The sequence below is a fragment of the Mycobacterium kyogaense genome (assembly GCF_036946525.1).
Lineage (GTDB): Bacteria > Actinomycetota > Actinomycetes > Mycobacteriales > Mycobacteriaceae > Mycobacterium > Mycobacterium kyogaense_A.
This window is the reverse complement of the sequence record NZ_JAQIIY010000007.1, coordinates 201,013-226,623: the sequence shown is the minus strand read 5'-3', so window position 1 is coordinate 226,623 and position 25,611 is coordinate 201,013. Positions and strand designations below refer to the sequence as shown.

Here is a 25,611-nt window from a genome sequence, read left to right as displayed (position 1 = left end):
CTCACCCCAACCAGTCCAGGACCGCGGCCGCGGTCCACGACTGCTGCATGCTCCCCAGCGGCTCCCCGGTGAACGGCTCGTAGTACTCCGCGAAGCTGCCGTCACTGGCCTGGCGTAATCCCTCACGTCGCAGCGCGGACGACCGTTCCGCCCAGCCGCGCCGCGCGAAACACCACGAGAACAACCACGTGACCACGGGCCACACCGGCCCACGCCAGTATTCGCGGGAGCGGAAGTCACGCGACACGGGTGACGTCGACGGGATCAGGGCGTACGCCATGTCCGGATGTCCGCAGAATCGGGGGCCTTCGAGCAGCCGGATCAGTGCGCGCTCCCGTTCGTGTGGCAATCCCCCGCACAGCAGAGGGGCGAACTGCGCCACCGTCTCGGTTCCGATCCACCGATCCGCACGTACGTCGTAATCCCTTGCTGCGCCGGTCCTTTGGTCGGTCGTATCGATCACGCCCGCACGGAACCGGTCCGCCCACGCATACAGATCCTTGACGTCGGCGTGCGGGCGCTTGTGGTCCTCGCCGATCTCGGCGAGGACCTGGCAGGCCACAGAGAAGATCGCCGAGACGAACACGTCCTCGACCGCGAAGCTGACGGCGTTGGCCAGCAGGCGGTCGTCGTAACGCACCGCCTTCATCTGCTCGACCAGCCACAGGTAGCGGTCGTACTCGAGGTCGCTGGGCCGCTGGCTGGCATCAGTGTTGATCTTGTTGTCTTCACGTTGGTATGGCGGCACGTCACCGGGAATCACGTTGCCGTACGGGCCATCCCAGCGCGGAGAGTTGTCCATACCGGACTCCCACCCGTGGTAGACCGTGACGCGGCCGTGCTCTTTCTGATCGCGGCATTCCGCGAGCCACCGATGCCAGCGCACCAGATCACCCCACCGACGATCGAGGAACGCGTCGGCGACCGCGCGCGTGGAGCGGCCGCGGCGGCGCGCGTGATCGAGGATCCGCTGCACTGCGATGGCGTGCACCGGAGGCTGCGTGATGCCCGAGGTGTGCCTGCCGCGAGGAGCGTCCGATGAGAGCGCCGACGCCGCCCACCGGGCCGGTCCGGGGAAGTACCCGTCGACCCCGTTGGCGAACACGATGTGCGGGATCATGCCGTTGCGCCACTGCGCCGACAGCAGGGTGTCCAGCTCAACGACCGCCCGCTCGACCGACAGCGGGGCCAGCCCGATCGAGACGAACGCGGCGTCCCAACTCCACATGTGGGGATACAGCAACGGTGCCGCCGTCGTCATCGTGCCCAGATCGTTGCCGCGCAACAGGTAGGCCGCGCGGGCGGCGAGTTGCGTCGGGGCAAAGCTCGGATCGTGTGCCATCGCCTCCCATGATGCGACGAGTTCGGGCGCGGCGCAGGTCGGTAGGGTGCGAATGTGCCCACCGCCATGATCACCGGCGCTGCCGGAGGCCTCGGGTCCGCCCTGGCCGACGCGCTGGCGCCCACCCACACGCTGTTTCTCGCCGGGCGCCCCTCGGCCCGACTCGACGCCGTCGCCTCGCGGTTGGGGGCGACGACGTGGCCGCTCGACCTGGCCGATCCCGACGCGATCCCCACGCTCGTCGAGCCGATCGTCGAACTCGACGTGCTGATCCACAACGCCGGTGTCGCCTACCCCGGCCGTGTCGCGGAGAGCACCGTCGACCAATGGCGCTCCACCATGGCCGTCAACGTCGTCGGCGCCGTCGCGCTCACGCTCGAGCTGCTGCCCGCGCTGCGCGCCGCCGGCGGGCACGTCGTGTTCATCAACTCCGGCGCGGGCATCAACGCCTCACCGGGATTGGCGTCGTACTCGGCGAGCAAGTTCGCGCTCAGAGGTTTCGCCGACTCGCTGCGGGCAGACGAACCCTCGCTTCGCGTGACGTCGGTGCACCCCGGCCGGATCGCCACCGAGATGCAGGAAGATCTGATCGCCTACGAGGGGCGCGACTACGACCCGTCGCAGTTCCTCAGTGTCGAGACCGTCGCCGCGGTCACGGTCGACGCGATCAACGCACCCCGCGACGCCCACATCCACGAGGTCATCGTCCGGCCCCGCTGAGTCAGCGGTCAGGTTCGGTGCGCGGGCCGTACCCCTGGATGCTCTCCCCCGCGGTGGCGTGCTTCCCGATGTGTGCTTCCGTGCGCATCCGCTCGACCATGTGTGGATAGTGCGCCTCGAAAGCCGGCCTCTCCGAACGGATTCGAGGAAGTTCGGTGAAGTTGTGCCGTGGCGGCGGGCAACTGGTCGCCCACTCCAGAGAGTTCCCGTGACCCCAGGGATCATCGACCGTCACCGGTTCGCCGTAGCGCCAACTCTTGAAGACGTTCCACACGAACGGCAGCATCGACAACCCCAGGATGAACGCACCGATCGTGGACACGATGTGCATGCCGGTGAAGCCGTCGGTCGGTAGATAGTCGGCGTAGCGGCGCGGCATTCCGGCGTCCCCGAGCCAGTGCTGCACGCCGAAGGTGACGTGGAACCCGATGAACGTCAGCCAGAAGTTCAGCTTGCCCAGCCGCTCGTCGAGCATCCGACCGGTCATCTTCGGGAACCAGAAGTAGACGCCGCCATAGGTGGCGAAGACGATCGTGCCGAACAGGACGTAATGGAAATGCGCGACGACGAAGTAGCTGTCGGTGACGTGGAAGTCCAGCGGCGGGCTCGCCAGCAGTACACCCGTCAGACCGCCGAGCAGAAAGGTGACCAGGAAGCCCATCGACCACAGCATGGGTGTCTCGAAACTCAGCTGTCCCTTCCACATCGTGCCGATCCAGTTGAAGAACTTGATGCCTGTCGGAACCGCGATCAGATAGGTGGTGAACGCGAAGAACGGCAGAAGAACCGCACCAGTGGCGAACATGTGGTGTGCCCAGACGACCACCGACAGCGCGCCGATGCCCAACGTCGCGTAGACCAGCGTGGTGTAGCCGAAGATCGGCTTTCGGCTGAAAACAGGGATGATCTCGGTGACGATGCCGAAGAACGGCAGCGCCACGATGTACACCTCGGGATGGCCGAAGAACCAGAACAAGTGCTGCCACAGGATCGCGCCGCCGTTGGCGGCATCGAACACATGCGCGCCGAGGTGGCGATCGGCAGCCAACCCGAACAACGCGGCGGTCAGAATCGGGAACGCCAGCAGCACCAGGATCGACGTCACCAAGATGTTCCACGTGAAGATCGGCATCCGGAACATCGTCATGCCCGGCGCACGCATGCACACCACCGTGGTGATCATGTTGACCGCACCCAAGATGGTGCCCAGCCCGCCGACGGCCACACCCATGATCCACAGATCGCCGCCGGGTCCCGGCGAGTGCACGGCATCCGACAGCGGCGCGTAGGCCGTCCACCCGAAATCGGCGGCCCCGCCAGGAACCAGGAAACCGGCGATCGCGATCAAGGCGCCGAAGAGAAAGAGCCAGAACGAGAATGCGTTCAACCGCGGGAACGCCACATCGGGAGCACCGATCTGCAGCGGCAGCACCAGGTTGGCGAAACCGAACACGATCGGGGTGGCATAGAACAGCAGCATCACCGTGCCGTGCATGGTGAACAGCTGGTTGTACTGCTCGTTGGACAGGAACTGCAGCCCGGGCACCGCGAGTTCGGTGCGGATGAGCAGTGCCATCAGCCCGCCCACGAAAAAGAAGACGAAGCAGGTGACCACGTACATGATGCCGATCAGTTTGTGATCGGTCGTGGTCACGAGCCGGTAGACGAGACCGCCGGGGGGTTTGAGGCGCGGCGGGAACGGTCGCGTGGGTTCGAGCGTGCGGAGGGCGGCGTCCTGGGCCATGCGGGCGCGCACTACCCGAGATTCAGGGGTGCAAACCTTCGCTCAGCGACACAGAGGCGCCGAAGTCGCTCAGACGACGACGTTGACCAGACGGCCGGGCACCACGATCAGTTTCTTGGGGGTGCGTCCGTCCAGGAAGCCCGCGACCTTCTCATCGGCCAGCGCGGCCGCCTCGACCACATCCGCGGCGGCATCGGCGGCCACCGTGACACGGCTGCGCACCTTGCCGTTCACCTGCACCGGATACTCGACGGTGTCCTCGACCAGATAGGCCGCATCGGCCACCGGGAACGGGCCGTGCGCCAGCGACCCGTCATGCCCGAGCTTCGCCCACAGTTCCTCGGCCAGATGCGGGGCCAGCGGCGCCACCATCAACACCAGCGGCTCGAGCGCCTCGCGTGCAGTCACCGACTGCTTGGTCAAGTGGTTGGTGTACTCGATCAGCTTGGCGGCCGCGGTGTTGTTCCTCAAGCTCGCGTAGTCGTCACCGACACCGGAGATCGTGCGGTGCAACAGCTTTCGAGTGTCCTCGTCAGCCCCGCCGTCGGTGGCACGCACCGCGCCCGTGGCCTCGTCGACCACCAGGCGCCACACCCGCTGCAGGAAGCGATGCGCGCCGACGACGTCCTTGGTGGCCCAGGGCCGCGACGCCTCCAGCGGACCCATCGACATCTCGTAGACGCGCAGTGTGTCCGCGCCGTACTCCTCGCAGATCTCGTCGGGTGACACCGAGTTCTTCAAGCTCTTGCCGATCTTGCCGAACTCCTGGTTGACCTCGGCGCCGTCGTAGAAGAACTTCCCGTCCCGCTCGACCACCTCGGCGGCCGGCACGTACGTGCCCCGCGAGTCCGTGTACGCGAACGCCTGGATGTAGCCCTGGTTGACCAGTCGCCGGTACGGTTCGCGCGAGCTGACGTGGCCCAGGTCGTAGAGCACCTTGTGCCAGAACCGCGAATACAGCAGGTGCAGCACCGCATGCTCGACACCGCCGACGTACAGATCGACACCGCCGGGATCCTGCGCGCCGTGCTCGGCCGGGCGCGGACCCATCCAGTACGCCTCGTTCTCCTTGGCGCACATCGCTTCTTTGTTGTACGGGTCGGTGTAGCGCAACTCGTACCAGGAGCTCCCCGCCCACTGCGGCATCACGTTGGTGTCGCGGATGTAGGGCTTGCGCCCGTCGCCCAGGTCGAGTTCGACATTGACCCAGTCGGTCGCCTTGGCCAGCGGCGGCGAGGGCTCACTGTCCGCGTCGGTCGGATCGAACAGCACCGGCGAATAGTCCGGCACATCGGGCAGTTCGACCGGAAGAAGTTCTTGCGGCAGCCCGTGGGCGCGGCCGTCGGCGTCGTACACGATCGGGAACGGCTCACCCCAGTAGCGCTGCCGCGCGAACAGCCAATCCCGCAGCTTGTATTCCACCCGCGCGCGGCCGCGGCCGTCGGCGACCAGGCGATCGGTGATCGCCTCCTTGGCCGCGGTCACATCCATTCCGTCGAGGTAATCGGAATTCACCAGAGGTCCGTCGCCGGTGTAGGCGGCCTCCGAGACATCGCCGCCGGCAACCACTTCCACGATCGGCAGACCGAACTCGGTGGCGAAGTCCCAGTCCCGCTGGTCGCCACCGGGCACCGCCATGATCGCTCCCGTGCCGTAACCCGCGAGCACGTAGTCGGCAATGAACACCGGAACCTGTTGACCGTTGGCCGGATTCACCGCGTGGGCACCGAGGAACACACCGGTCTTGGTCTTGTTCTCCTGGCGCTCAAGATCCGATTTCGCCGCGATGGAGGCCCGGTAGGCGGCCACAGCCTCCGCCGGGGTGGCCGCGCCATAGGTCCACCGCTCGTCGACACCGTCGGGCCACTGCTCGGCCACCAGCCCGTCGACGAGATCGTGCTCGGGCGCCAGCACCAGATAGGTCGCACCGAAGAGCGTGTCCGGCCGGGTGGTGAACACCTCGACGTCGCCGGCATCGGTCGCGAACAACACACTCGCACCGGTCGAGCGGCCGATCCAGTTGCGCTGCATGGTCTTGACCTTGTCCGGCCAGTCCAGGACGTCGAGATCCTCGAGCAACCGGTCGGAATAGGCGGTGATGCGCATCATCCACTGCCGCAAGCGTTTCCGGAACACCGGGAAGTTGCCGCGCTCGCTGCGGCCGTCGGCGGTGACCTCTTCGTTGGCCAAGACGGTGCCCAATCCTGGGCACCAGTTGACCACCGAGTCGGCAAGGTAGACCAGTCGATGCTCGGCCAGGAGGTCGGCGCGCTCAGCGCCGCTCAGTGCCGACCAGCTGCGGCCGTCCCCGACGTCACGCTGGCCGCTCTCGAACTCCGCGATCAGCTCGGCGATCGGCCGGGCCTTGTTCTGCGCCGGGTCGAACCAGGCGTCGAAGATCTGCAGGAAGATCCACTGCGTCCACTTGTAGAAATCGACGTCGGTGGTGGAGAAGCTGCGCCGAGTGTCGTGTCCGAGCCCCAGCCGGCCCAGCTGGCGACGGAAGTTGACGATGTTGGCCTCGGTGCGCGTGCGCGGGTGGGTGCCGGTCTGGATCGCGTACTGCTCGGCAGGCAGACCGAACGCGTCGAAGCCCAACGCGTGCAACACATTCCGGCCTGTCATGCGGTAGTAGCGGGCGTAGACGTCGGTGGCGATGTACCCCAGCGGATGCCCGACGTGCAGACCCTCGCCCGACGGGTACGGGAACATGTCCTGCACGAACATCTTGTCGGCGGGGATCGCCGTCCCGTCGGCCGGTGCGAGCTCGCCGACCGGATTGGCCACGTTGAACGTGCCGTCCTGCGCCCACCGTTGCTGCCAGGACCGCTCGATCTCTCCCGCCAGCTCCGCGGCATAGCGGTAGCGGGGAGCGTCGTCAGTTCCAGTCGGCGTGTCGATCACGCCATCAGGGTATAAGCCGCAACTAGGCCTCCTCGCAGGCCACGGGTTGATCTCGGTTCCGTTGCGGATGCGTCAGGGGTTGGTTCCAGGTCGATTCCAGCCCTGGCGACTGGCTCGGCGCCGTGGATACATTTCTCGCCTGACCCGGTCGCCCACGCACCGGGGGGTCGGGAAAAGACTTGGGAGGACTTCACTCGATGAGCGAAATCGCCCGCGGCTGGCGGGTTCTGGCAGGAGGACTCGGCGCGTGCACCGCCGCGATGGTCGGGGTGCTGACTGTGGCAGCCACGGCGTCGGCGCAGCCACTGCCGGTGCAGCCGACCCTGCCGTCCCCGGCGACCATCGCGGCGCCGGGCGTGGTCGCGCCGACCGCGGGTGTGGCACCCGTCACTGCTCCTGTCGCCGCAGTGCCCGCCGCGGCGGTACCCGCGGGAGTCACCACACCAGCACCTGTGGCCCCGCAGCCGCAGATCGCTCCGGCCGCCTCCGGCACCCTGACCGACTTCTTCGCCGCCAAGGGCGTCACGCTCGAACCCCAGTCCAGCCGCGACTTCCGCGCCCTCAACATCGTGCTGCCGATGCCGCGCGGCTGGCAGCACATCCCCGATCCGAACGTGCCCGACGCGTTCGCGGTCATCGCCGACCGCGTCGGCGGCAACGGGTTGTACTCGTCGAACGCGCAGGTGGTGGTCTACAAGCTCGTCGGCGACTTCGACCCCCGCGAAGCGATCAGCCACGGCTTCATCGACGCCCAGCAGCAACCGGCGTGGCGAGCCACCGACGCCTCGTTCGCCGACTTCGGCGGAATGCCGTCCTCATTGATCGAAGGCACGTACCGCGAGAACGCGATGACGCTCAACACCTCGCGGCGTCACGTCATCGCGACCGTCGGCCCGGACCGGTACCTGGTGTCCCTGGCCGTCACCACGAGCGTCGACCAGGTCGTCGCAGCCGCTGACGCCACCGAGGCGGTCATCAAGGGCTTCAAGGTGAGCGTGCCGTCCGCGGCGCCCGTCCCCGGTGCGCCGCTGGCCGCACCCCCTGCGCCGGCACCACCGGCGCCCCCGGCTCCTGCGATCCCCGCTGCGGTGGCCCCCGCGCCGCAGCTATTGGGACTGCAGGGTTGAGCGGCGTCGTCCCCCGGGCGAAGCCTGGCGCCCGGGGGACGGCGGCCCGCCACAGAGCACGTATCCTCGTACCTCGTGATAGTCGCCGCGGTGTTGTGCCTGGGCGTCGCGATTCTGACCGCGGTGCTGGGTGTCTGGTCGCTGATGCGGCCTGCCCCTGACGGGGACTTCGTGCGGCAGGTCCTGCGCGGGGTGGCCCCGATTCAACTGGCGGCGGCGGTGATGCTCGCCGCAGGCGCAGCCGTCGCGTTCGCCGCACCGCTGTCGACGGCCGCGGTGGTGCTACCGGTGTGCGTCCTCGGAGCGACCGCGACCGTGGCGGCGGGCTGCTGGCAGAGCGCGAAAGTGGTCGCCCGCGCCAACGCCCGTCAGAGCGCGACCGCTCAGCAGGGCGCCGACGCCGGGTGTGCCGGTTCGTGCGCGGCCTGCACGCTGTCTTGCCGTTGAGCTAGTTCCTGCTGAGATCGATCGGGTGCGTCGCCAGCAGCGGTAGCGGCATCGGCTGACGACGCAGAACCCGGCCCCACAGATCGGTCCGAGGCTCGGCCAACACGTCAGACGGTAGAGCCGACAGGACGATCCAGTCGTCGCGCTCGATCTCGCCCTCGAGTTGGCCGATGGTCCAGCCCGAGTAGCCGGCGAAGATGCGCACGCCCTCGACCATCGGAGCCACGGCGTCGGGGTCGGCGTCCAGATCCACCATCGCGATACGGCCCTGGATGTGCCGGAGCCCGGGTGCCCCGGTGACATCGACGCCGGTGCGTAGCGTGGCCAGACACAGCGCGGCATCGCGCTTGACCGGGCCGCCGACGAACATCGTCTTCGGCTTCGTCGCCAGCTTCACCCATTGCGGAAGCACGTTGTAGACGGCGGTTTCGCTGGCCCGGTTCAACACCACGCCCAGCGTGCCGCTGTCGTTGTGCTCGACGACGTAGATCACGCTGCGCCGGAAAGTCGGCTCCAGCAGATCGGTGTTGGCCAACAACAACGTGCCCGCACGCACCCGGTGCGCCGCTGGGGCGACGAAATCCTCCGGGTCCTCATGCTGCGCCACCGCACCATTCTGTCATCACCGTCGTCACACGGAGGCGAACAAGCGAGCAGCGGCGCGATATTTGTACTGTGGTGTCCGGTCGCCCCCTGCCGACCTTCGACGCGCCACCTTCTCTGCTAGGACGTGACCTCCGTGCCCGACGATCGCGCATCCCGCGCAGCGTGGCGTTCGGTATGGACGTCGACGAAATCCCTGCCCGGGTTCCGCCGGCTCCTGGAGCTGCGCGCCGTCAGTCAGTTCGGCGACGGGTTGTTCCAGGCCGGGCTCGCCGGCGCGATTTTGTTCAACCCTGAGCGCGCCGCCGATCCGTGGGCGATCGCCGCGGCGTTCGCCGTCCTGTTCCTGCCCTATTCGGTGCTCGGACCGTTCGCGGGCGCGCTGCTGGACCGATGGGATCGGCGCGTGGTTCTCGTCGGCGCCAACACCGGCCGCCTCGTTCTGGTCGTCGTCGTGGGCACTCTGCTGGCGGCCGGCCTGGGTGATCTGCCGATCCTGTTGGGCGCGTTGGTGGTCAACGGGCTGACCCGGTTCGTCTCGTCGGGTCTGTCGGCGGCGCTGCCGCACGTGGTGCCGCGCGAGCAGGTGGTGGCGATGAACTCGGTCGCGACGGCCACCGGCGCTGCGGCCGCGTTCTTCGGTGCGAACTTCATGCTGCTGCCACGCTGGCTGTTCGGCTCCAGCGATTCGGGCGCCTCGATGATCATCTTCCTGGTCGCGGTGCCGGTGGCACTGGCGCTGTGGCTGTCGGTGCGCTTCCCGCCCCGGATGCTGGGACCCGACGACAGTGTCCGCGCGGTGCACGGATCGGTCGCCTACGCGGTCGCGACCGGATGGCTGCACGGCGCGCGGACCGTGCTGGCGGTGCCGACGGTGGCGGCGACGCTGGCCGGGCTCTCCGCGCACCGGATGGCATTCGGTCTCAACACGCTGCTGGTGTTGGTGACGGTGCGCCACAGCGACACGGCCGCGGTGGCCGGGTTGGGGACGGCCGTGCTGTTCGTGGCGGCGACGGGCACCGGGTCGTTCCTCGCGACGGCGGTGACGCCGGTGCTGGTGAAGCGCTGGGGCCGCTACGCCACCCCGATCTGGGCGCTGGCGTTCGCGGCGTCGGTCCAGCTGTGCGGTGCGACGTTGAAGCTGCCGGTGATGATCGTGTGCGGCTTCCTGCTCGGCGGTGCCGGGCAGGTGGTCAAGCTGTGTGCCGACACGGCGATGCAGATCGACGTGGACGACGCGCTGCGCGGCCACGTGTTCACGGTGCAGGACGCGCTGTTCTGGATGGCGTTCATCCTCGCGATCGCTGCGGCGGCGTTCGTGATGCCCGCCGACGGGCACGCACCCGGGGTCGCGATCGCGGGCACCGGGCTCTACCTCGTGGGGTTGGCCGTCTACGCCACCGTGGCCCGGCGCCGGCGCCCGGCGGGCTAGGGTGACCGGCATGGCCGGAGCTGCCCCGATCGTCGCTGACCTGCGCACCGAAAGCGACGACCTGGACGCGCTGGTGGCAGACCTGCCGGCAGCGGGCTGGGCCACCGACACACCGGCGGCCGGGTGGACGATCGCTCACCAGATCGCGCACCTGCTGTGGACCGACCGGGTGTCCTTGATCGCGGTCACCGACGAAGCCACGTTCACCTCCGACGTGGTCTCCGCGGCGGCGCAGAATCCCATGGGCTTCGTCGACGAGGCCGCCGAGGAACTGGCCGCGACGGCGCCCGCCGAGCTGCTGGCCGACTGGCGCACCACCCGCGCCGCACTGCACGACGCGCTGCTGGCGGTCCCCGACGGACGCAAGCTGCCGTGGTTCGGTCCACCGATGAGCGCGGCATCCATGGCCACCGCCCGGCTGATGGAGACATGGGCGCATGGTCTCGACGTGGCCGACGCGCTGGGGGTGACCCGGACGCCGGCGGCCCGGCTACGGTCGATCGCCCACATCGGTGTGCGGACGCGCGATTTCGCCTACGCCGTGCACGGGCTGACACCGCCGCCCGACGTGTTCCACGTGAAACTGCGCGCGCCCGACGGCGACGAGTGGGTCTGGGGACCAGAGGATGCGGCCCAGCGGGTCGAGGGCTCGGCCGAGGACTTCTGCATGCTCGTGACGCAGCGCCGGCCACGCTCTGCGCTCGACGTCGTGGCGGTCGGCCCGGACGCCGAGCAGTGGCTCACGATCGCGCAGGCATTCGCGGGGCCGCCCGGGGCCGGCCGTGGCTGACCCTCTGCCGGGCGTGAGCGTGCGCGATGTCGCCCAGAACGCCGGCGCGCCGCCCGCAGACTCGCACGCTCGCGGGGAACGGCATCAGAGCGGGGTGGCGCTGTCCGCGGCGCCGTCGCCGTCGGCGTCGGCCAGGCGCACGTCCCACCGTCCGTCACCGTCGGTGTCGACCCAGGCCGTCCCCGCCCCGAATGCCTGATCGGCAAGCCCGTCGCCGTCGGTGTCGACCAACCGCTCGCCCGCCTGCCCGTCACCGTCGAGATCGACCTCCGCACTACCCGCAGGATGTTCGACGCCGTCGAGCCCGAGCCAGCGCAGCGCCGCCCCGCGATCGAGGTGCACCGCCCACGTGCCTGTCCCGTCGTCGGTGACGTCGACCGCGCCCGCTCCCCCGAGGCCCAGCACACCGCGCTCCGCAAGACCGTCGGCGTCCGAATCGGCCAGCGCGTCGTCGACCAAGCCGTCGTGGTCCAGATCGAGCATCACCGCGTCCAGAACGCCGTCACCGTCGACATCGGTCGTCGGATCGGCACTCCACATCGTGGCGCCACCGTCGAGGTCGCCCAGGCAGTACTCCATGTCTGTCAGACGCGCGACTACCCCTGCGCGTTCCACCACCTGAGCAATTCCTCGACCGCCTCCTCGTGGCTGAGTGGGCCGCGATCCAGGCGCACCTCCTTGAGGTGGTTCCACGCCTGCCCGACCGCTGGCCCGGGTGGGATGCCGAGGATCTGCATGATCTCGTTGCCGTCGATGTCCGGCCGGACCCGGGCCAGATCCTCCCTGGCCGCCAGCTCGGCGATGCGGTGCTCGAGGTCGTCGTAGTTGGCCTGCAGTCGGGCCGCGCGGCGCTTGTTGCGCGTCGTGCAGTCGGCCCGCACCAGCTTGTGCAGCCGGCTCAGCAGCGGTCCCGCGTCCGTCACGTACCGGCGGACCGCCGAATCGGTCCACCGGCCCTCTCCGTAGCCGTGGAACCGCAGATGCAGATACACCAGCTGCGACACGTCGTCGACCATCTGCTTGGAGTACTTCAGCGCCCGCATCCGCTTGCGGGTCATCTTCGCCCCCACCACCTCGTGATGATGGAAGCTCACGCCGCCGTCGGGCTCGTGACGCCGGGTCGCGGGCTTACCGATGTCGTGCAGCAGCGCCGCCCAGCGCAACACCAGATCGGGGCCTTCCGTTTCGAGATCGATGGCCTGGCGCAGCACGGTCAGCGAATGCTGGTAGACGTCCTTGTGCTGGTGATGTTCATCGATGGCCATCCGCATCGCCCCGACCTCCGGCAGCACGATCTCGCCGAGCCCGGTCTGCACCATCAGATCCACGCCCGCCACCGGGTCGGCGCCCAGCAGCATCTTGTCCAGCTCGGCCGCCACGCGCTCCACGCTGATCCGGGACAGCTGCGGCGCCATCTCCGTCAGCGCCTGGCGCACCCGCGGCGCGACGGTGAATCCCAGTTGGGCGGCGAACCGCGCGGCACGCAGCATCCGCAGCGGATCGTCGGTGAAACTCACCTCGGGTTCGGCCGGGGTGTCCAGCGTGCGGGCCTGCAGCGCGGCCAACCCGCCAAGCGGATCCAGGAACTCCCCCAGCCCGCCCGGCCGGTCGGGATCGAGTCGCACGGCCATCGCGTTGACGGTGAAGTCGCGGCGGACCAGATCGTCGGCCAGGTTGTCACCGAAGCGCACCTCGGGGTGACGGGTGACCTGATCGTAGGAGTCGGCGCGGAACGTGGTGAGTTCCAGGCGGTCGCCGTTCTTGCCGACGCCGAGGGTGCCGAACTCGATACCCGTGTCCCACAGCGCATCCGCCCAGCCCCCCAGCAGCGCCTGCATCTGCTCAGGCCGGGCGTCGGTGGTGAAGTCCAGATCGGTGTCGAGCCGGCCCAGCAGGGCGTCGCGCACGCTGCCGCCCACGAGATAGACCGAGTGCCCCGCATCGGTGAAGAGCCGGCCGAGCGCCTGCAGCACCTTGTGGTGCCGCCCCAGCGACACCTGCGCGGCAGCCAGCAGTTCGGCGACGTCTCGTCCGGACGAGAGCTCAGACACGTCCGGTGAGCCTACTGGTCACAGGCATGTCACCGACCGGCGAGTGCGGCGTGGCCGGTAGTTCATGGCAGCTACTATCGCTTGGGTGTCGGACGGCGAGCAGCCAAAACCTCGACGTCGCCGCGGGCGGCGTCGCGGCCGACGCGCGGCAGGACCGCCCGAAGCCGGCGCCGAACAGTCCGCCGGCAGCCACCAGAAGACCCCCGCGGCCGCTCCCGCCGACGAGACACCGGCAACCCCGAAACCACAACGCTCCGGGCCACGCCGCCCCACCGAACGCCTCCGCACCGTGCACGAGACATCGGCGGGCGGACTGGTCATCGACGGACTCGACGGACCCAAAGACAGCCAGGTGGCCGCGCTCATCGGCCGGATCGACCGCCGTGGCCGCATGCTGTGGTCCCTGCCCAAGGGCCACATCGAGCGAGGTGAGACCGCCGAGCAGACCGCGATCCGTGAGGTCGCCGAGGAGACCGGCATCCAGGGCAGCGTGCTGGCCGCGCTGGGCAGCATCGACTACTGGTTCGTCACCGAGGGCCGCCGCGTCCACAAGACCGTGCACCACTATCTGATGCGCTTCGCCGGCGGCGAGCTCTCCGACGAGGACGTGGAGGTCACCGAGGTGGCCTGGGTGCCGCTGCGGGACCTGCCGAAGCGGCTCGCCTACGCCGACGAGCGCCGGCTGGCCGAAGTCGCCGACGAGCTCATCGACAAGCTGCACACCGACGGGCCCTCGGCGCTGCCTCCGCTGCCCCGCAGCACGCCGCGGCGCAGGGGACAGACGCACTCGCGCACCCGTAACCACCGGACTGATCCGACGGCGCAACCCCAGCCGGGCCGACGGGCGAACGGCTACGGTCAGGGTCCGTGATCGGCCTGCCCGCGCGCGTACTCGCCGCGGTCGTCGCGCTGCTGGCTGCCGTCCTGCCGATCCTCGCCTCCGCCGTCGCGCACGCCCAGCCGTCCACGCAGCCGTCCACCCTGCCGTTCCTCACCGTCCAGATCGACGGCATCACACCGGATGTCGTCACCACCACCAGCGACCCGATGGTCACGGTCACCGGCACCATCCGCAACGTCGGCGATCGTGCGGTGCGCGACGTGGTGGTTCGCCTCGAACGGGCCGGGGCGGTGGCCTCGTCGACCGCGTTGCGCACCAACCTCGCCGGCAACGTCGACCAGTACCAACCGGTCGCGGACTTCATCACCGTCGCCCCCGAGATGGCGCGCGGACAGACCGTGCCCTTCCGGCTCGCCTACCCGCTGCGCTCGACGGACCATCCGTCGCTCGACGTCACCGAACCGGGCGTCTACCCGGTGATGGTGAACGTGAACGGCACCCCCGACTACGGTGCGCCGGCCCGCCTCGACGACTCCCGCTTCCTGCTGCCCGTGCTGGGTGTGCCGCCCGATCAGCAGACCGACGCCGCCACCGACACGGTGACCTCGGCGGTGCCCCCGGACACCACCCGTCCCGTCGGCCTGACGATGTTGTGGCCGCTGGCCGACCGGCCGCGGCTGGCGGCGGGAGCCCCCGGTGGAACCACCCCGGTACGGCTCATCGACGACGACCTCGCGGTGTCGCTCGCCCAAGGCGGCAGGCTCGACAGTCTGCTGACGGCAGCGGATTTCGCGACGAGCCCGCAGGTCGACCCCGGGGGCGAGGTCACCGGCGCGCTGTGTTTGGCCGTCGACCCCGACCTGTTGGTGACCGTGAACGCGATGACCAACGGCTACGTCGTCAACGACGCCGCCGACGCGGGCCCGCGCACCACACCGACACACCCCGGCGCCGGCCAGCAAGCCGCGATCGGCTGGCTCACCCGGCTCAAGGCGCTGGCGCAGCGGATGTGCGTGACCGCGACGCCGTACGCGCAAGCCGACCTCGACGCGCTGCACCGCGTCGGCAATCCCGTCTTGGCCGCATCCGCGACGGGCGGAGCCGCCGATGTCGTCGACCAGATCCTCGGCGTGGTGTCCACCCGCGGCGCGACCGTCGTGGGCGACGGGCCCCTCACCGCGGACGCCGTCGACCTCCTCTCGGCTCAAGGGCCGACCGTCGCGATCGCGGCGGCGAACCTGACGGGACCGGATGAGGCCGACGGCGGACAACCCCAGACCGCCGACACGGCGCCGGTGCGGTACACGCCGAATGTCGTGACCGCGCCGTTCGATCCCGCCGTCGGCGCCGCCCTCGCCGGCATGGGCACCTCGCCGGAGTCCCCGTCGTACCTGACCCCGTCCCTGAGCATCCCGGTGAAGCAGGATTCGGCGACCGTCCGCCGCCAGGACGCGCTCGGGGCGCTGCTGTGGCGCGGTCTGGACGTCGACGCCGCACCGCGCGCCCAGGTGATCGTGCCGCCGCTGATGTGGAACGCCACCGCCGACGACGCGCAGGCCGTGCTGACGACCGTCGCCACCACGATCCGTTCGGGACTGGCGGTGCCGAGGCCGCTACGTGCCGTGCTCGACGAAGCCGCCGCAGTCCACGGCAGCGAGTCTCCCCCCGCCGCCGGCGTCGGCAATCCCCGCGGACGCTTCGACGACGCCGTGGTGACCGGGATCGCGGCGACCACCAACCGGCTTCGTGGCCTCACCGACGCACTGAGCACCGACGAACGCACCGGGCTGACCGGACCGCAGTACACGGCGCCGCTGCGCGAGGACATGCTGCGGGCCCTGAGCCAGTCGGTGCCGCCCGACGCCCGCAATGGGCTCGCCCAGCAGCGGCTGACGACGGTCGGGTCGACCGTGGAGGACCTGTTCAAGGCCGTCACGATCGTCAACCCCGGCGGTTCCTACACGCTGGCCACCGAGCGCAGCCCGCTGCCGCTGGCGCTGCGCAACGATCTGCCGGTCCCGATACGGGTCCGGCTGCAGATCGACGCTCCGCCCGGCATGACGGTGACCGACCCCGGCGAGATCGTTCTGCCGCCCGGCTTCCTCCCACTGAAGGTGCCGATCGAGGTTCACTTCACACAGCGCGTCGCGGTGGACGTGTCACTGCGCACGGTCGACGGGCTGACCCTCGGCGAGCCGGTCCGGTTGTCCGTGCACTCGAACGCCTACGGGAAGGTGCTGTTCTTCATCACGTTGACCGGCGGCGCGGTGCTGGTGCTGCTCGTCGGACGCCGCCTGTGGCACCGGTTCCGCGGGCAGCCCGACCGCGCCGATCTCGAAGCCGACCCGCACCGCCCGGACCCGATCGAGGTGGCGCTGGCGTACTCCGACGACGACGGCAGGCGCCGATGAGCACCGCGCAACCTCGGCGAGCCCCGGCGCGCGCCGAGCTGTCCGACGCCGCGGTGGTGTCGCGCTCCTGGGGAATGGCGCTGGCGACGTTGGTCAGCCGGCTCACCGGCTTCGCACGGATCGTGTTGCTCGCCGCGATCCTGGGCGCCGCGCTGTCGAGCGCGTTCACGGTGGCCAACCAGCTACCCAACATGATCGCCGCGCTGGTGCTGGAGGCGACGTTCACCGCGATCTTCGTGCCCGTACTCGCCCGCGCCGAACGCGACGATCCCGACGGCGGAACCGCGTTCATCCGGCGGCTGCTGACCCTGGCCACCACCCTGCTGCTGGTGGTCACCGTCATCTCGACGGTGGGTGCCCCGCTCCTGGTCGACCTGATGCTGGGTTCGGAGCCGTTGGTGGATCGGTCGCTGACGACGGCCTTCGCGTATCTGCTGCTGCCGCAGATCATCTTCTACGGCCTGTCCTCGGTGTTCATGGCGATCCTGAACACCCGCAACATCTTCGGACCACCCGCATGGGCGCCGGTCGTCAACAACGTCGTCGCGATCGCGACGCTCGGGCTGTATCTCCTTGTGCCGGGCGAACTCTCGCTGAACCCGGTGACGATGGGCGATGCCAAGCTGCTGGTGCTCGGTGTCGGCACCACGCTGGGCGTCGTCGCGCAGGCCGCGGTGCTGTTCGTGGCGATCCGCCGCGAACGGATCAGCCTGCGGCCGCTGTGGGGTATCGACGAGCGGCTGAAGAAGTTCGGGATGATGGCGCTGGCGATGGTGCTCTACGTCCTCATCAGCCAGGTCGGGTTCATCGTCGGTAACCAGGTCGCCAGTGGCGCGGCCGCATCGGGGCCTGCGATCTACAACTACACCTGGCTGATCCTGCAGCTCCCGTTCGGGATCGTCGGGGTGACAGTGCTGACGGTTGTGATGCCGCGCCTGTCACGCAACGCCGCGGCCGGCGACGGGCCTGCCGTGCTCGACGATCTGTCGCTGGCGACGCGGTTGACGATGGTGACGTTGATTCCCGTCGTCGCGTTGATGACCGTCGGCGGTCCGGCGATCGGTAGCGCGCTGTTCTCCTACGGCAACTTCGGCGCCGTCGATGCCGGCTACCTCGGCATGGCGATCACGCTGTCGGCGTTCACGCTGATCCCCTACGCGCTGGTGCTGCTGCAGTTGCGGGTGTTCTACGCCCGCGAGGAGCCCTGGACGCCGATTCTGCTCGTCGTCGTGATCACCGTCGTGAAAGTCGCGGGGTCCCTGGCGGCGCCGCACCTGACCGCCGATCAGGAGCTGGTCGCCGGCTACCTCGGGCTCGCCAACGGGCTGGGCTTCCTGGCCGGGGCCACGCTCGGGTACCTGCTCCTCCGCAGCCGGCTCGACCCGCCCGGTGGCCGTCTGTTCCCCGCCGAGGTGGTGCGCACCGTGCTGGTGACGATCACCGCGGCGCTCGCGGCGGGGCTGGCCGCGCACGTGCTCGACCGGCTGGCCGGACTGGCGTCGCTGACCGAGCACTTCGGTGCGGTCGGGTCGCTGCTGCGGTTGGCCGTCCTCGGCCTGGTCATGGGCCCGATCATCGCGGGCGTGCTGCTCGGCGCCAAGGTCCCGGAAGCGGTTGCGGCGGTGGCCGCCGTGCGGTCGCGCCTCGGTCGAGGGCGCGCTCAGGCCGGCGCCTCCGTCCACACCCGATCGAGCGACGGGCTCACGTACCCTGATCTCACCTCGACGCGACGGACGCGTCAGTTTCCGGGCGCGACCGTCCAGGGACACGAGGGCATGGTTGGCGAACGCAGGACCGGGAAAGGAGCTGCCGTGAGCGACACCCCCGCCGGTGGTTCCCCGACGCCGCCGCAGACCTTCGACCCGGCCGACCCGTCGGCGACCGCGCGCATCGATCGCCCGTCTGTGTCTGATTCGACGTCACGGCCGTCTGTGTCTGATTCGACGTCACGGCCGTCGGCCGACGACTTCCAGCCCGACGTGCCGGAGGTCTCCCCCGAACCCGAGCCGGCCGCGGTGGAACCCGAGCGCCCGACCGAAGCCATCCCCGCCGCCGGCCCACCCCGGCCCCGCGCTGACTACAGCAATGACCCCACCCGCGAATCGCTGGCATTCGACCCGCCTCGCGAACCGCCCCTCGAGGCCGCGACCGCCGCCGAGGACCTGCACCTCATCCCCGGTGCCACTGTCGGTAAGGGCCGCTACCGTCTGCTCGTCTTCCATGGCGGACCACCGACGCTCCAGTTCTGGCAGGCGCTCGACACCGCGCTGGACCGGCAGGTCGCACTGACGTTCGTCGACCCCGACGGCACCCTGCCCGCGAGCGAGGTGCAGGGGATCCTGGACCGCACGCAGCGGCTCGGGCGCCTCGACATGCCGGGCGTGGCTCGGGTGCTCGACGTGATGACCACCGGCTCCGGTGGCCTCGTCGTCGCCGAGTGGATTCGTGGCGGTTCGCTCGCCGAAGTCGCGGACACCTCCCCCTCCCCCATCGGGGGTGCCCGCGCGATCCAATCACTGGCCGCGGCGGCCGAGGCGGCGCACCGCAACGGTGTCGCGTTGTCCATCGATCACCCGGCGCGCATTCGGGTCAGCATCGAAGGCGATGTGGCGCTTGCTTTCCCGGCCACGCTGCCGTCGGCGACGCCGGACGACGACATCCGCGGTATCGGCGCGGCGCTGTATGCATTGTTGGTCAATCGCTGGCCGCTGCCCGAGAGTGGCGAACCCAGCGGGCTGGCCGCCGCCGAGCTGGATCCTGCGGGGCAACCGCTCGAACCGCGTGCCGTCGACCGCGACATCCCGTTCCAGATCTCCGCGGCCGCCGCACGCGCGGCCCAGGAGAACGGCGGCATCCGCAGCGCGTCGACGATGCTCAACCTGCTGCAGCAGGCGACGGCGATCGCCGACCGCACCGATCATCTCGCCCCCGTGAACGAGTCCGCGACCCAGGCACCTGCCGGACCGGACGCGGCGGACGATCCCGACGAGGCAGCCCGGCGCCGGAAGCGGCTGATCATCGGCGCCAGCGTGGCCGCGGCCGCGGTGGTGCTCGTGGTGATCCTGCTGGCGACCATGCTCAGCCGGATCTTCGGCGATGTCGGCAACGGTCTCAGCGGTGACGAACTCGGCCTCAACGCCCCGACGTCGTCGGAGCCGGGCAGCAACACCCCCGATGCCGGCGCCACCGTGAAACCCGTTCGCGCAACCGTGTTCTCGCCCGAAGGTGAGGCCGACGCGCCCGACCTCGCCGGGTTGGCGATCGACGGCGATCCGTCGACGGTGTGGCCCACCGACACCTACAGCGACGCGGCCCCCTTCCCAGGATTCAAGAACGGTGTCGGCCTCATGCTGCAGCTGCCCCAGCCGACGACGATCGGCTCGGTGGGCATCAACGTCGACAGCACCGGCACCGCGGTCCAGATCCGCTCGGCTACGTCGGCGTCGCCGTCCTCGCTGGACGACACGACCGCACTCACGCAGCCGACGACGCTCAAGCCCGGGGCCAACACCATCCCCGTCGAGAACGCCGCGCCCACGTCCTACGTCCTGGTATGGATCTCCACGCTCGGACAGGTCAACGGCCAGAGCCGCAGCGACGTCTCGGAGATCACCCTCAAAGCCGCCGGCTGAGCCAAAACTGGTGCGCTGAGCCCCCGCTCGGGCCGCCTAGGGTTCGGCTGTGGGGATTTTCGGAGCGCACAGCGACGGCGGGATTCGGCCGCGCACCGACGCCGAGCTGCTGGCCGCCCACGTCGCCGGTGACCGCTACGCGTTCGAGGAACTGTTCTATCGCCACCACCGCCAGCTCTACCGGCTCGCCACGCTGACCACCGCCAACCCCGACGATGCCGCCGATGCGCTGCAGGACGCACTGCTGGCCGCGCACCGCACCGCCGGCGCCTTCCGCCACGACTCGGCGGTCAGCAGCTGGCTGCACCGCATCGTGGTCAACGCCTGCCTGGACCGCCTGCGTCGCAACAAGTTCCGCGACCACGCCGCGCTCGACGAACAACTGACGTGCGGCACCGATCCGACCCGCCACGTCGACACCGCGATCGTGATCGAGCGGGCCCTGCTGACCTTGCCGGTCGAGCAGCGCGCCGCGGTCGTCGCTGTCGACATGCAGGGTTTCTCGATCGCCGAGACCGCTCGGTTGCTCGGTGTGGCGGAGGGCACCGTCAAGAGCCGGTGCGCCCGGGCACGGGCCAAGCTCGCGGCGTCGCTCACCGTCTTCGCCGCCGGGCACATCGACTGAGCCCGGTCGGATAACCTCGGACGGTCAGCGGACAACGCAACCGGCGGGGGTGAAGACGATGGGCAACGACCTCGAACCCGTCACACCCGACCTACTCGCCGATCTGCAGGCCGGCCTCCTCGACGACGACACCGCCGCGCAGGTTCGCCGGCGCGTGCGCGCCGATCCCGAGGCCGCACGCGCGTTGGCGGCGCTCGAGACCGTCCGTCGCGAATTGGGTCGGCTCGGCGCCGACAGCTCCTCAGCGCCCGACGTTCCCGCCGAGGTCACGGCCCGCATCGGCGCCGTCCTGCGCGACGCGCAACCACCCTCGAAACGCCGCTGACCCGCCCGGGCGGCCAACGGGAACACCCCGGCCTACCCTGGTGTTCAAGGATTGCAGGCAGAAAGGCACTCATGACCTCCTCGTCCACCGTCCATGACGTCATCGTCGTCGGTTCCGGCCCCGCCGGGTACACCGCCGCTGTGTACAGCGCGCGGGCCCAGCTGAAGCCCCTCGTCTTCGAAGGCAGCCAGTTCGGCGGCGCCCTGATGACGACCACCGAGGTGGAGAACTACCCCGGCTTCAAGGACGGCATCACCGGTCCCGAACTGATGGATCAGATGCGCGAGCAGGCGCTGCGCTTCGGCGCGGATCTGCGCATGGAAGACGTGGACGCGGTCGACCTCACCGGACCGGTGAAGAAGGTCACCGTCGGTGACGAGACGTACCAGGCGCGCGCGGTCATCCTCGCGATGGGCGCCGCTGCGCGCCACCTCGGCGTGCCGGGTGAGGACGCGCTGCTCGGCATGGGCGTGAGCACCTGCGCCACCTGCGACGGCTTCTTCTTCCGCGATCAGGACATCGCTGTCGTCGGCGGCGGCGATTCGGCGATGGAGGAGGCCACCTTCCTCACTCGTTTCGCCCGCAGTGTCACGCTGATCCACCGGCGCGACGAGTTCCGCGCCTCCAAGATCATGCTGGAGCGCGCCGAGCAGAACGAGAAGATCACCATCCTGACCAACACCGCGGTCGAGGGTGTCGAAGGCGATCCGAAGGTGACCGGCATCAAGCTCCGCAACACCGTGACCGGTGAGGAATCCTCGCTCGCGGTCACCGGTGTGTTTGTCGCGATCGGGCACGACCCGCGATCGGAACTGGTGCGCGGTCAGGTCGATCTCGATGACGAGGGCTACGTCCAGGTCGTCGGCCGCACCACCTACACGTCCATCGACGGTGTCTTCGCCGCAGGCGATCTGGTGGACCACACCTATCGGCAGGCGATCACCGCGGCCGGAAGTGGTTGCGCCGCAGCCATCGACGCTGAGCGTTGGCTGGCCGACCATGCCGAGCCGGGCGAAAGAACCTCTATCACAACCGAAGACAACGACCTGATTGGAGCACAGCAATGAGCGAGACCGCCTCGGCGACCGTAGCTGTCACCGACGATTCCTTCTCTCAGGACGTGCTGTCCAGCGGCACACCGGTGCTGGTGGACTTCTGGGCGACGTGGTGCGGGCCGTGCAAGATGGTCGCTCCCGTGCTCGAAGAGATCGCATCCGAGAAGGCCGGATCCCTCACGGTGGCCAAACTCGACGTCGACGAGAATCCGGCGACAGCACGTGACTTCTCGGTCGTGTCGATCCCGACGATGATCCTGTTCAAAGATGGCCAGCCGGTGAAGCGGATCGTGGGCGCAAAAGGCAAGGCTGCGCTGCTGCGCGAGCTCGCTGACGTCCTGTAGCGGACCACCTTCGACCCCTGGACACTTCCCTGGGGTTTTCCGAAATCCTCTCCCCTTCTGAGAGAATGCTGCCTATGTCGAGTCTGCGTCGCGGTGACCGTTCTGCAGCGGTCACCGAGATCCGGACCGCGCTGGCCGCTCTGGGAATGCTCCACGATCCCAACGACGACCTGGTCACTGGGCGTCTGGTCGCCGCCGATGTGTTCGACGGCGAACTCGACCACGCGGTTCGCGCCTTCCAGCAGCACCGCGGTCTTCTCGTCGACGGAGTCGTCGGGGAGGCCACCTACCGGGCGATCAAAGAAGCGTCCTACCGCCTCGGCGCACGGACCCTCAATCACCAGTTCGGTGCCCCGATGTACGGCGACGACGTCGCCACTCTGCAGGCGCGCCTGCAGGATCTCGGGTTCTACACCGGGTTGGTCGATGGACACTTCGGATTGCAGACCCACAACGCGTTGATGTCGTACCAGCGCGAATACGGGCTCTTCCCCGACGGCATCTGCGGTCCGGAGACGCTGCGCTCGCTCTACAACCTGGGCTCCCGGGTGACCGGCGGCTCACCGCATGCGATCCGTGAAGAAGAGCTCGTGCGCAGCTCCGGCCCGTGGCTCTCCGGCAAGCGGATCATCATCGATCCGGGCCGCGGTGGGGACGACCACGGGCTGATCACCCACGGCCCGTCGGGACCCATCAGCGAGGCAGACATCCTGTGGGACTTGGCCAGTCGACTCGAGGGCCGGATGACGGCCATCGGCATGGAGACGTTCCTGTCCCGTTCTGCGTCCGCCTCCCCAACTGACGCCGAACGTGCTGCCACCGCCAACTCAGTCGGTGCCGACCTGATGATCAGCCTGCGGTGTGAGAGTCAGAAGAGCTCGTCGGCCAACGGTGTCGCCTCGTTCCACTTCGGCAACTCGCACGGCTCGGTGTCCACCATCGGACGCAACCTCGCCGACTTCATTCAGCGGGAAGTCGTGGCGCGCACGGGGTTACGTGATTGCCGCGTGCACGGCCGGACGTGGGATCTGCTGCGCCTGACCCGCATGCCCACCGTGCAGGTGGACGTCGGCTACATCAGCAATCCCGGCGACCGGGCCACCCTGGTCTCCCCGTCGGCGCGCGATTCCCTCGCCGAGGGCATCCTCGCAGCGGTGAAGCGGCTCTACCTGCTCGGCAAGAACGACCGCCCCACAGGCACATTCACGTTTGCCGAGTTGTTGGCCCACGAACTGGCTGTCGAACAGTCCCGTAACAGTTAGCAGCTGACTACCGCACCGACACCGACCGGCTGCTGCAACTGGGCACTCTGAAGCAGGCGTTCCAGCGCCGCTTCCACGCCGGCCTTCCACCCGAGACCCTGCTCCAACTCGAGCCGCAGGCGTGGGAAGTACGTGTGGTGCGATACCACCTCGAAACCCGCGTCGAGGAGAAGGTCGCTGGGAATCACGCAGGTGCCCATCGCGCAGTCGCCGAGGGTGTCCAGAACCGGCGCCACGTCGGTCGGCACCTCCGCCACGTCGACGAGTTCGTCGGCGGCGGCCGAGCGGCCGAACGCTTCCAGTGCCCGCACACCACGTCGAACGAGATCGCCGACCACGGCCGTGATCAATGCGCGAGACAGTTCGTCGTGACCGGGCCCCGTCTCGACACCAAGCGACGTCAGAAGCACAGCATCCGCACTGACGGGTCCGGTCGGGAATCGCCCCGCGCGGGGCACACTGCGGGGCGGAGCGTAGAACGCGTAGCCGAGGCAGGGCTCGTCACCCGTCTCGTCCTCGGGAAGCGGGGTGCGTGACTCGACGGCCAACTGACCGCAGGACCCCCACTCCAGCATGACCATCGACAGCCAGGCTTCCTTCTCGAACTCGGGATCCGAGAGGTGCTGGTCCTCGCCGACGATGAGCGGATCGACCTCCCAGTACACGCATCGTCGCGCGTGCTTCGGCAGCTGCTCGAACGCTTCGAGCCGCAGAGGGGTGATTCGTGCGGTCACTACGCTCCCGGGTGTCTTCGCCGCGAGGGGATGCGCGGCTGCTGCCCCTCCAGAATAGAAGGCGCGAGACGATCGGGCCCGATCCGGCGCTGTCCGATGGTGCGCAGCGCGGTCGAGCGCGAAAACCACTGCCGCTCAGTGGCTTTCCCGAGCACGCCGGCACGGGTGTCGTTGCACTGGGCTCCACTGTCACAGTGACGTAACGGCCGCGTGTGGTCGGTCATTGAGTTGACGAGTTCATGAGGTCCACAATCCGCTGCAAATCGTCCACGGAACCGAATTCGACGACGATCTTGCCCTTCCGCTTGCCGAGGCTGACTGTCACGCGGGTGTCGAACGCCGACGACAGCTGCTCGGCGACATCCTGCAGCCCCGGCATCTTAATGGGCTTGCGCCGCGGTGCCGGCGGGGCGCCATCCCCTTCGCGGTTGGCCAGCGTGACGGCCTCTTCCGTCGCCCGGACCGACAGCCCTTCGGCGACGATCCGGGCAGCGAGTTCCTCCTGCTTGTCCGGTCCGCCCTCGAGAGCGAGAAGCGCCCGGGCATGGCCTGCGGAGAGCACGCCGGCGGCCACTCGTCGCTGCACCGCGATCGGCAGACGCAGCAGACGAATCATGTTGGTGATCACGGGCCGGGATCGCCCGATCCGCGCCGCGAGCTCATCGTGGGTGACGGCGAACTCGTCGAGCAACTGCTGATAGGCCGCCGCCTCTTCCAACGGGTTCAGCTGAGCGCGATGGATGTTCTCCAGCAACGCGTCCCGCAGCATGCTGTCGTCGGCGGTCTCGCGGACGATCGCGGGGATTGAGGCGACCCCCGCTTTTTGCGCGGCCCGCCAGCGGCGCTCCCCCATCACCAGCTGGTAGCGCGTCGGCGCATCCCCACTGTCAGGTGCCGCACGCACCACGATCGGCTGCATCAATCCGAACTCGCGGATCGAATGCACGAGTTCGTTCAGCGCTTCTTCGTCGAACACCTGGCGCGGCTGACGCGGGTTCGGATCGATCAGCGACGGGGCGATCTCCCGGTACACCGCGCCGACATCACCTGCCGGCGGCGTGACGTCCGGAGCTCCACCGAAGACGGCATCGGCAGCGGCGGCGCCCATCCGCGGTCCGGTGGTGGCCGGCTCGTCGCCCTCGGCGGGTCCGGTCGGGATCAGCGACGCCAAGCCGCGTCCGAGCCCACTGCGCTTACGTGCCGGGTTGTTCATCCAAGTCCT

Annotated in this window: 20 protein-coding genes and 1 pseudogene; 13 read left to right on the top strand and 8 right to left on the bottom strand. The window is 69.1% G+C overall.

The features are described 5' to 3' along the window. Position 1 precedes the first annotated feature (1 nt). Positions 2-1,342 carry a glucosylglycerate hydrolase gene (gene ggh / locus PGN37_RS05360; protein WP_335329983.1) on the bottom strand — a complete coding sequence of 447 codons (1,341 nt, stop codon included), beginning with the start codon at positions 1,340-1,342 and terminating at the stop codon, positions 2-4. A 54-nt stretch (positions 1,343-1,396) separates the two neighbouring features. Between ggh and PGN37_RS05355 the strand changes: the two genes are divergently transcribed. Beyond that, positions 1,397-2,062: an SDR family oxidoreductase gene (locus PGN37_RS05355; RefSeq protein WP_335329982.1), complete on the top strand. Its 666-nt coding sequence runs from the start codon at positions 1,397-1,399 to the stop codon at positions 2,060-2,062. A 1-nt stretch (position 2,063) separates the two neighbouring features. On the opposite strand, the gene ctaD is transcribed toward PGN37_RS05355, so the two are convergent. Together ctaD and leuS are read right to left on the bottom strand one after the other, a co-directional pair. Then, positions 2,064-3,806, bottom strand: coding sequence for an aa3-type cytochrome oxidase subunit I (gene ctaD, locus PGN37_RS05350; protein ID WP_335330093.1), 1,743 nt, complete (start codon positions 3,804-3,806; stop codon positions 2,064-2,066). A gap of 69 nt (positions 3,807-3,875) precedes the next feature. Then, positions 3,876-6,710 carry a leucine--tRNA ligase gene (gene leuS / locus PGN37_RS05345; protein ID WP_335329981.1) on the bottom strand — a complete coding sequence of 945 codons (2,835 nt, stop codon included), beginning with the start codon at positions 6,708-6,710 and terminating at the stop codon, positions 3,876-3,878. Positions 6,711-6,907: 197 nt separating this feature from the next. Here leuS and PGN37_RS05340 point away from each other — a divergent pair, with 197 nt between their 5' ends. Then, on the top strand, positions 6,908-7,837 hold the full coding sequence (locus PGN37_RS05340) for an LpqN/LpqT family lipoprotein (RefSeq protein ID WP_335329980.1): 930 nt from the start codon (positions 6,908-6,910) through the stop codon (positions 7,835-7,837). Positions 7,838-7,912: 75 nt separating this feature from the next. Next, positions 7,913-8,284: a hypothetical protein gene (locus tag PGN37_RS05335; protein WP_335329979.1), complete on the top strand. Its 372-nt coding sequence runs from the start codon at positions 7,913-7,915 to the stop codon at positions 8,282-8,284. Between the two features lies 1 nt (position 8,285). On the opposite strand, the gene PGN37_RS05330 is transcribed toward PGN37_RS05335, so the two are convergent. Beyond that, positions 8,286-8,891, bottom strand: a complete 606-nt coding sequence (locus tag PGN37_RS05330; RefSeq protein ID WP_335329978.1) for a YqgE/AlgH family protein — start codon at positions 8,889-8,891, stop codon at positions 8,286-8,288. Positions 8,892-9,023: 132 nt separating this feature from the next. Here PGN37_RS05330 and PGN37_RS05325 point away from each other — a divergent pair, with 132 nt between their 5' ends. Beyond that, positions 9,024-10,319, top strand: a complete 1,296-nt coding sequence (locus PGN37_RS05325) for an MFS transporter (RefSeq protein WP_335330092.1) — start codon at positions 9,024-9,026, stop codon at positions 10,317-10,319. A gap of 10 nt (positions 10,320-10,329) precedes the next feature. Next, on the top strand, positions 10,330-11,109 hold the full coding sequence (locus PGN37_RS05320) for a TIGR03084 family metal-binding protein (RefSeq protein ID WP_335329977.1): 780 nt from the start codon (positions 10,330-10,332) through the stop codon (positions 11,107-11,109). Between the two features lie 84 nt (positions 11,110-11,193). Here the strand turns inward: PGN37_RS05320 and PGN37_RS05315 are convergent, their stop codons facing one another. Both PGN37_RS05315 and PGN37_RS05310 read right to left on the bottom strand, forming a co-directional pair. Continuing rightward, on the bottom strand, positions 11,194-11,688 hold the full coding sequence (locus PGN37_RS05315) for a pullulanase (RefSeq protein ID WP_335329976.1): 495 nt from the start codon (positions 11,686-11,688) through the stop codon (positions 11,194-11,196). Between the two features lie 17 nt (positions 11,689-11,705). Then, positions 11,706-13,160 carry a CCA tRNA nucleotidyltransferase gene (locus PGN37_RS05310; RefSeq protein WP_335329975.1) on the bottom strand — a complete coding sequence of 485 codons (1,455 nt, stop codon included), beginning with the start codon at positions 13,158-13,160 and terminating at the stop codon, positions 11,706-11,708. Positions 13,161-13,245: 85 nt separating this feature from the next. Here PGN37_RS05310 and PGN37_RS05305 point away from each other — a divergent pair, with 85 nt between their 5' ends. The 8 genes and pseudogenes from PGN37_RS05305 to PGN37_RS05270 all read left to right on the top strand — a co-directional run bounded on the left by PGN37_RS05305 (position 13,246) and on the right by PGN37_RS05270 (position 23,655). Then, a complete protein-coding gene (locus PGN37_RS05305; RefSeq protein ID WP_335329974.1) occupies positions 13,246-14,031 on the top strand; it encodes an NUDIX hydrolase in 786 nt (261 codons plus the stop codon). Further along, complete coding sequence (locus PGN37_RS05300) at positions 14,028-16,412, top strand: hypothetical protein (protein WP_442932848.1); 2,385 nt, start codon at positions 14,028-14,030, stop codon at positions 16,410-16,412. The genes PGN37_RS05305 and PGN37_RS05300 overlap by 4 nt, the downstream gene beginning before the upstream one ends. Further along, positions 16,409-20,044, top strand: coding sequence for a murein biosynthesis integral membrane protein MurJ (murJ, locus tag PGN37_RS05295; protein ID WP_335329973.1), 3,636 nt, complete (start codon positions 16,409-16,411; stop codon positions 20,042-20,044). The genes PGN37_RS05300 and murJ overlap by 4 nt, the downstream gene beginning before the upstream one ends. Before the next feature lie 49 nt (positions 20,045-20,093). Beyond that, positions 20,094-20,669, top strand: coding sequence for an RNA polymerase sigma factor SigM (sigM, locus tag PGN37_RS05290; RefSeq protein WP_335329972.1), 576 nt, complete (start codon positions 20,094-20,096; stop codon positions 20,667-20,669). Between the two features lie 58 nt (positions 20,670-20,727). Beyond that, a pseudogene (locus PGN37_RS05285) lies at positions 20,728-20,988 on the top strand (hypothetical protein); the annotation flags it as partial. Between the two features lie 77 nt (positions 20,989-21,065). After that, positions 21,066-22,061 carry a thioredoxin-disulfide reductase gene (gene trxB / locus PGN37_RS05280; RefSeq protein WP_335329971.1) on the top strand — a complete coding sequence of 332 codons (996 nt, stop codon included), beginning with the start codon at positions 21,066-21,068 and terminating at the stop codon, positions 22,059-22,061. Beyond that, positions 22,058-22,393 carry a thioredoxin gene (gene trxA, locus PGN37_RS05275; RefSeq protein WP_335329970.1) on the top strand — a complete coding sequence of 112 codons (336 nt, stop codon included), beginning with the start codon at positions 22,058-22,060 and terminating at the stop codon, positions 22,391-22,393. Before trxB ends, trxA begins: the two co-directional genes overlap by 4 nt. Positions 22,394-22,467: 74 nt before the next feature. Next, positions 22,468-23,655 (top strand): N-acetylmuramoyl-L-alanine amidase, encoded by a 1,188-nt coding sequence (locus tag PGN37_RS05270; protein ID WP_335329969.1) that lies wholly within the window; start codon positions 22,468-22,470, stop codon positions 23,653-23,655. Here the strand turns inward: PGN37_RS05270 and PGN37_RS05265 are convergent. Both PGN37_RS05265 and PGN37_RS05260 read right to left on the bottom strand, forming a co-directional pair. Further along, complete coding sequence (locus tag PGN37_RS05265) at positions 23,652-24,389, bottom strand: acetyltransferase (RefSeq protein ID WP_335329968.1); 738 nt, start codon at positions 24,387-24,389, stop codon at positions 23,652-23,654. The genes PGN37_RS05270 and PGN37_RS05265 overlap by 4 nt on opposite strands. Positions 24,390-24,609: 220 nt before the next feature. Next, on the bottom strand, positions 24,610-25,602 hold the full coding sequence (locus PGN37_RS05260) for a ParB/RepB/Spo0J family partition protein (RefSeq protein WP_335329967.1): 993 nt from the start codon (positions 25,600-25,602) through the stop codon (positions 24,610-24,612). Positions 25,603-25,611: the final 9 nt, after the last annotated feature.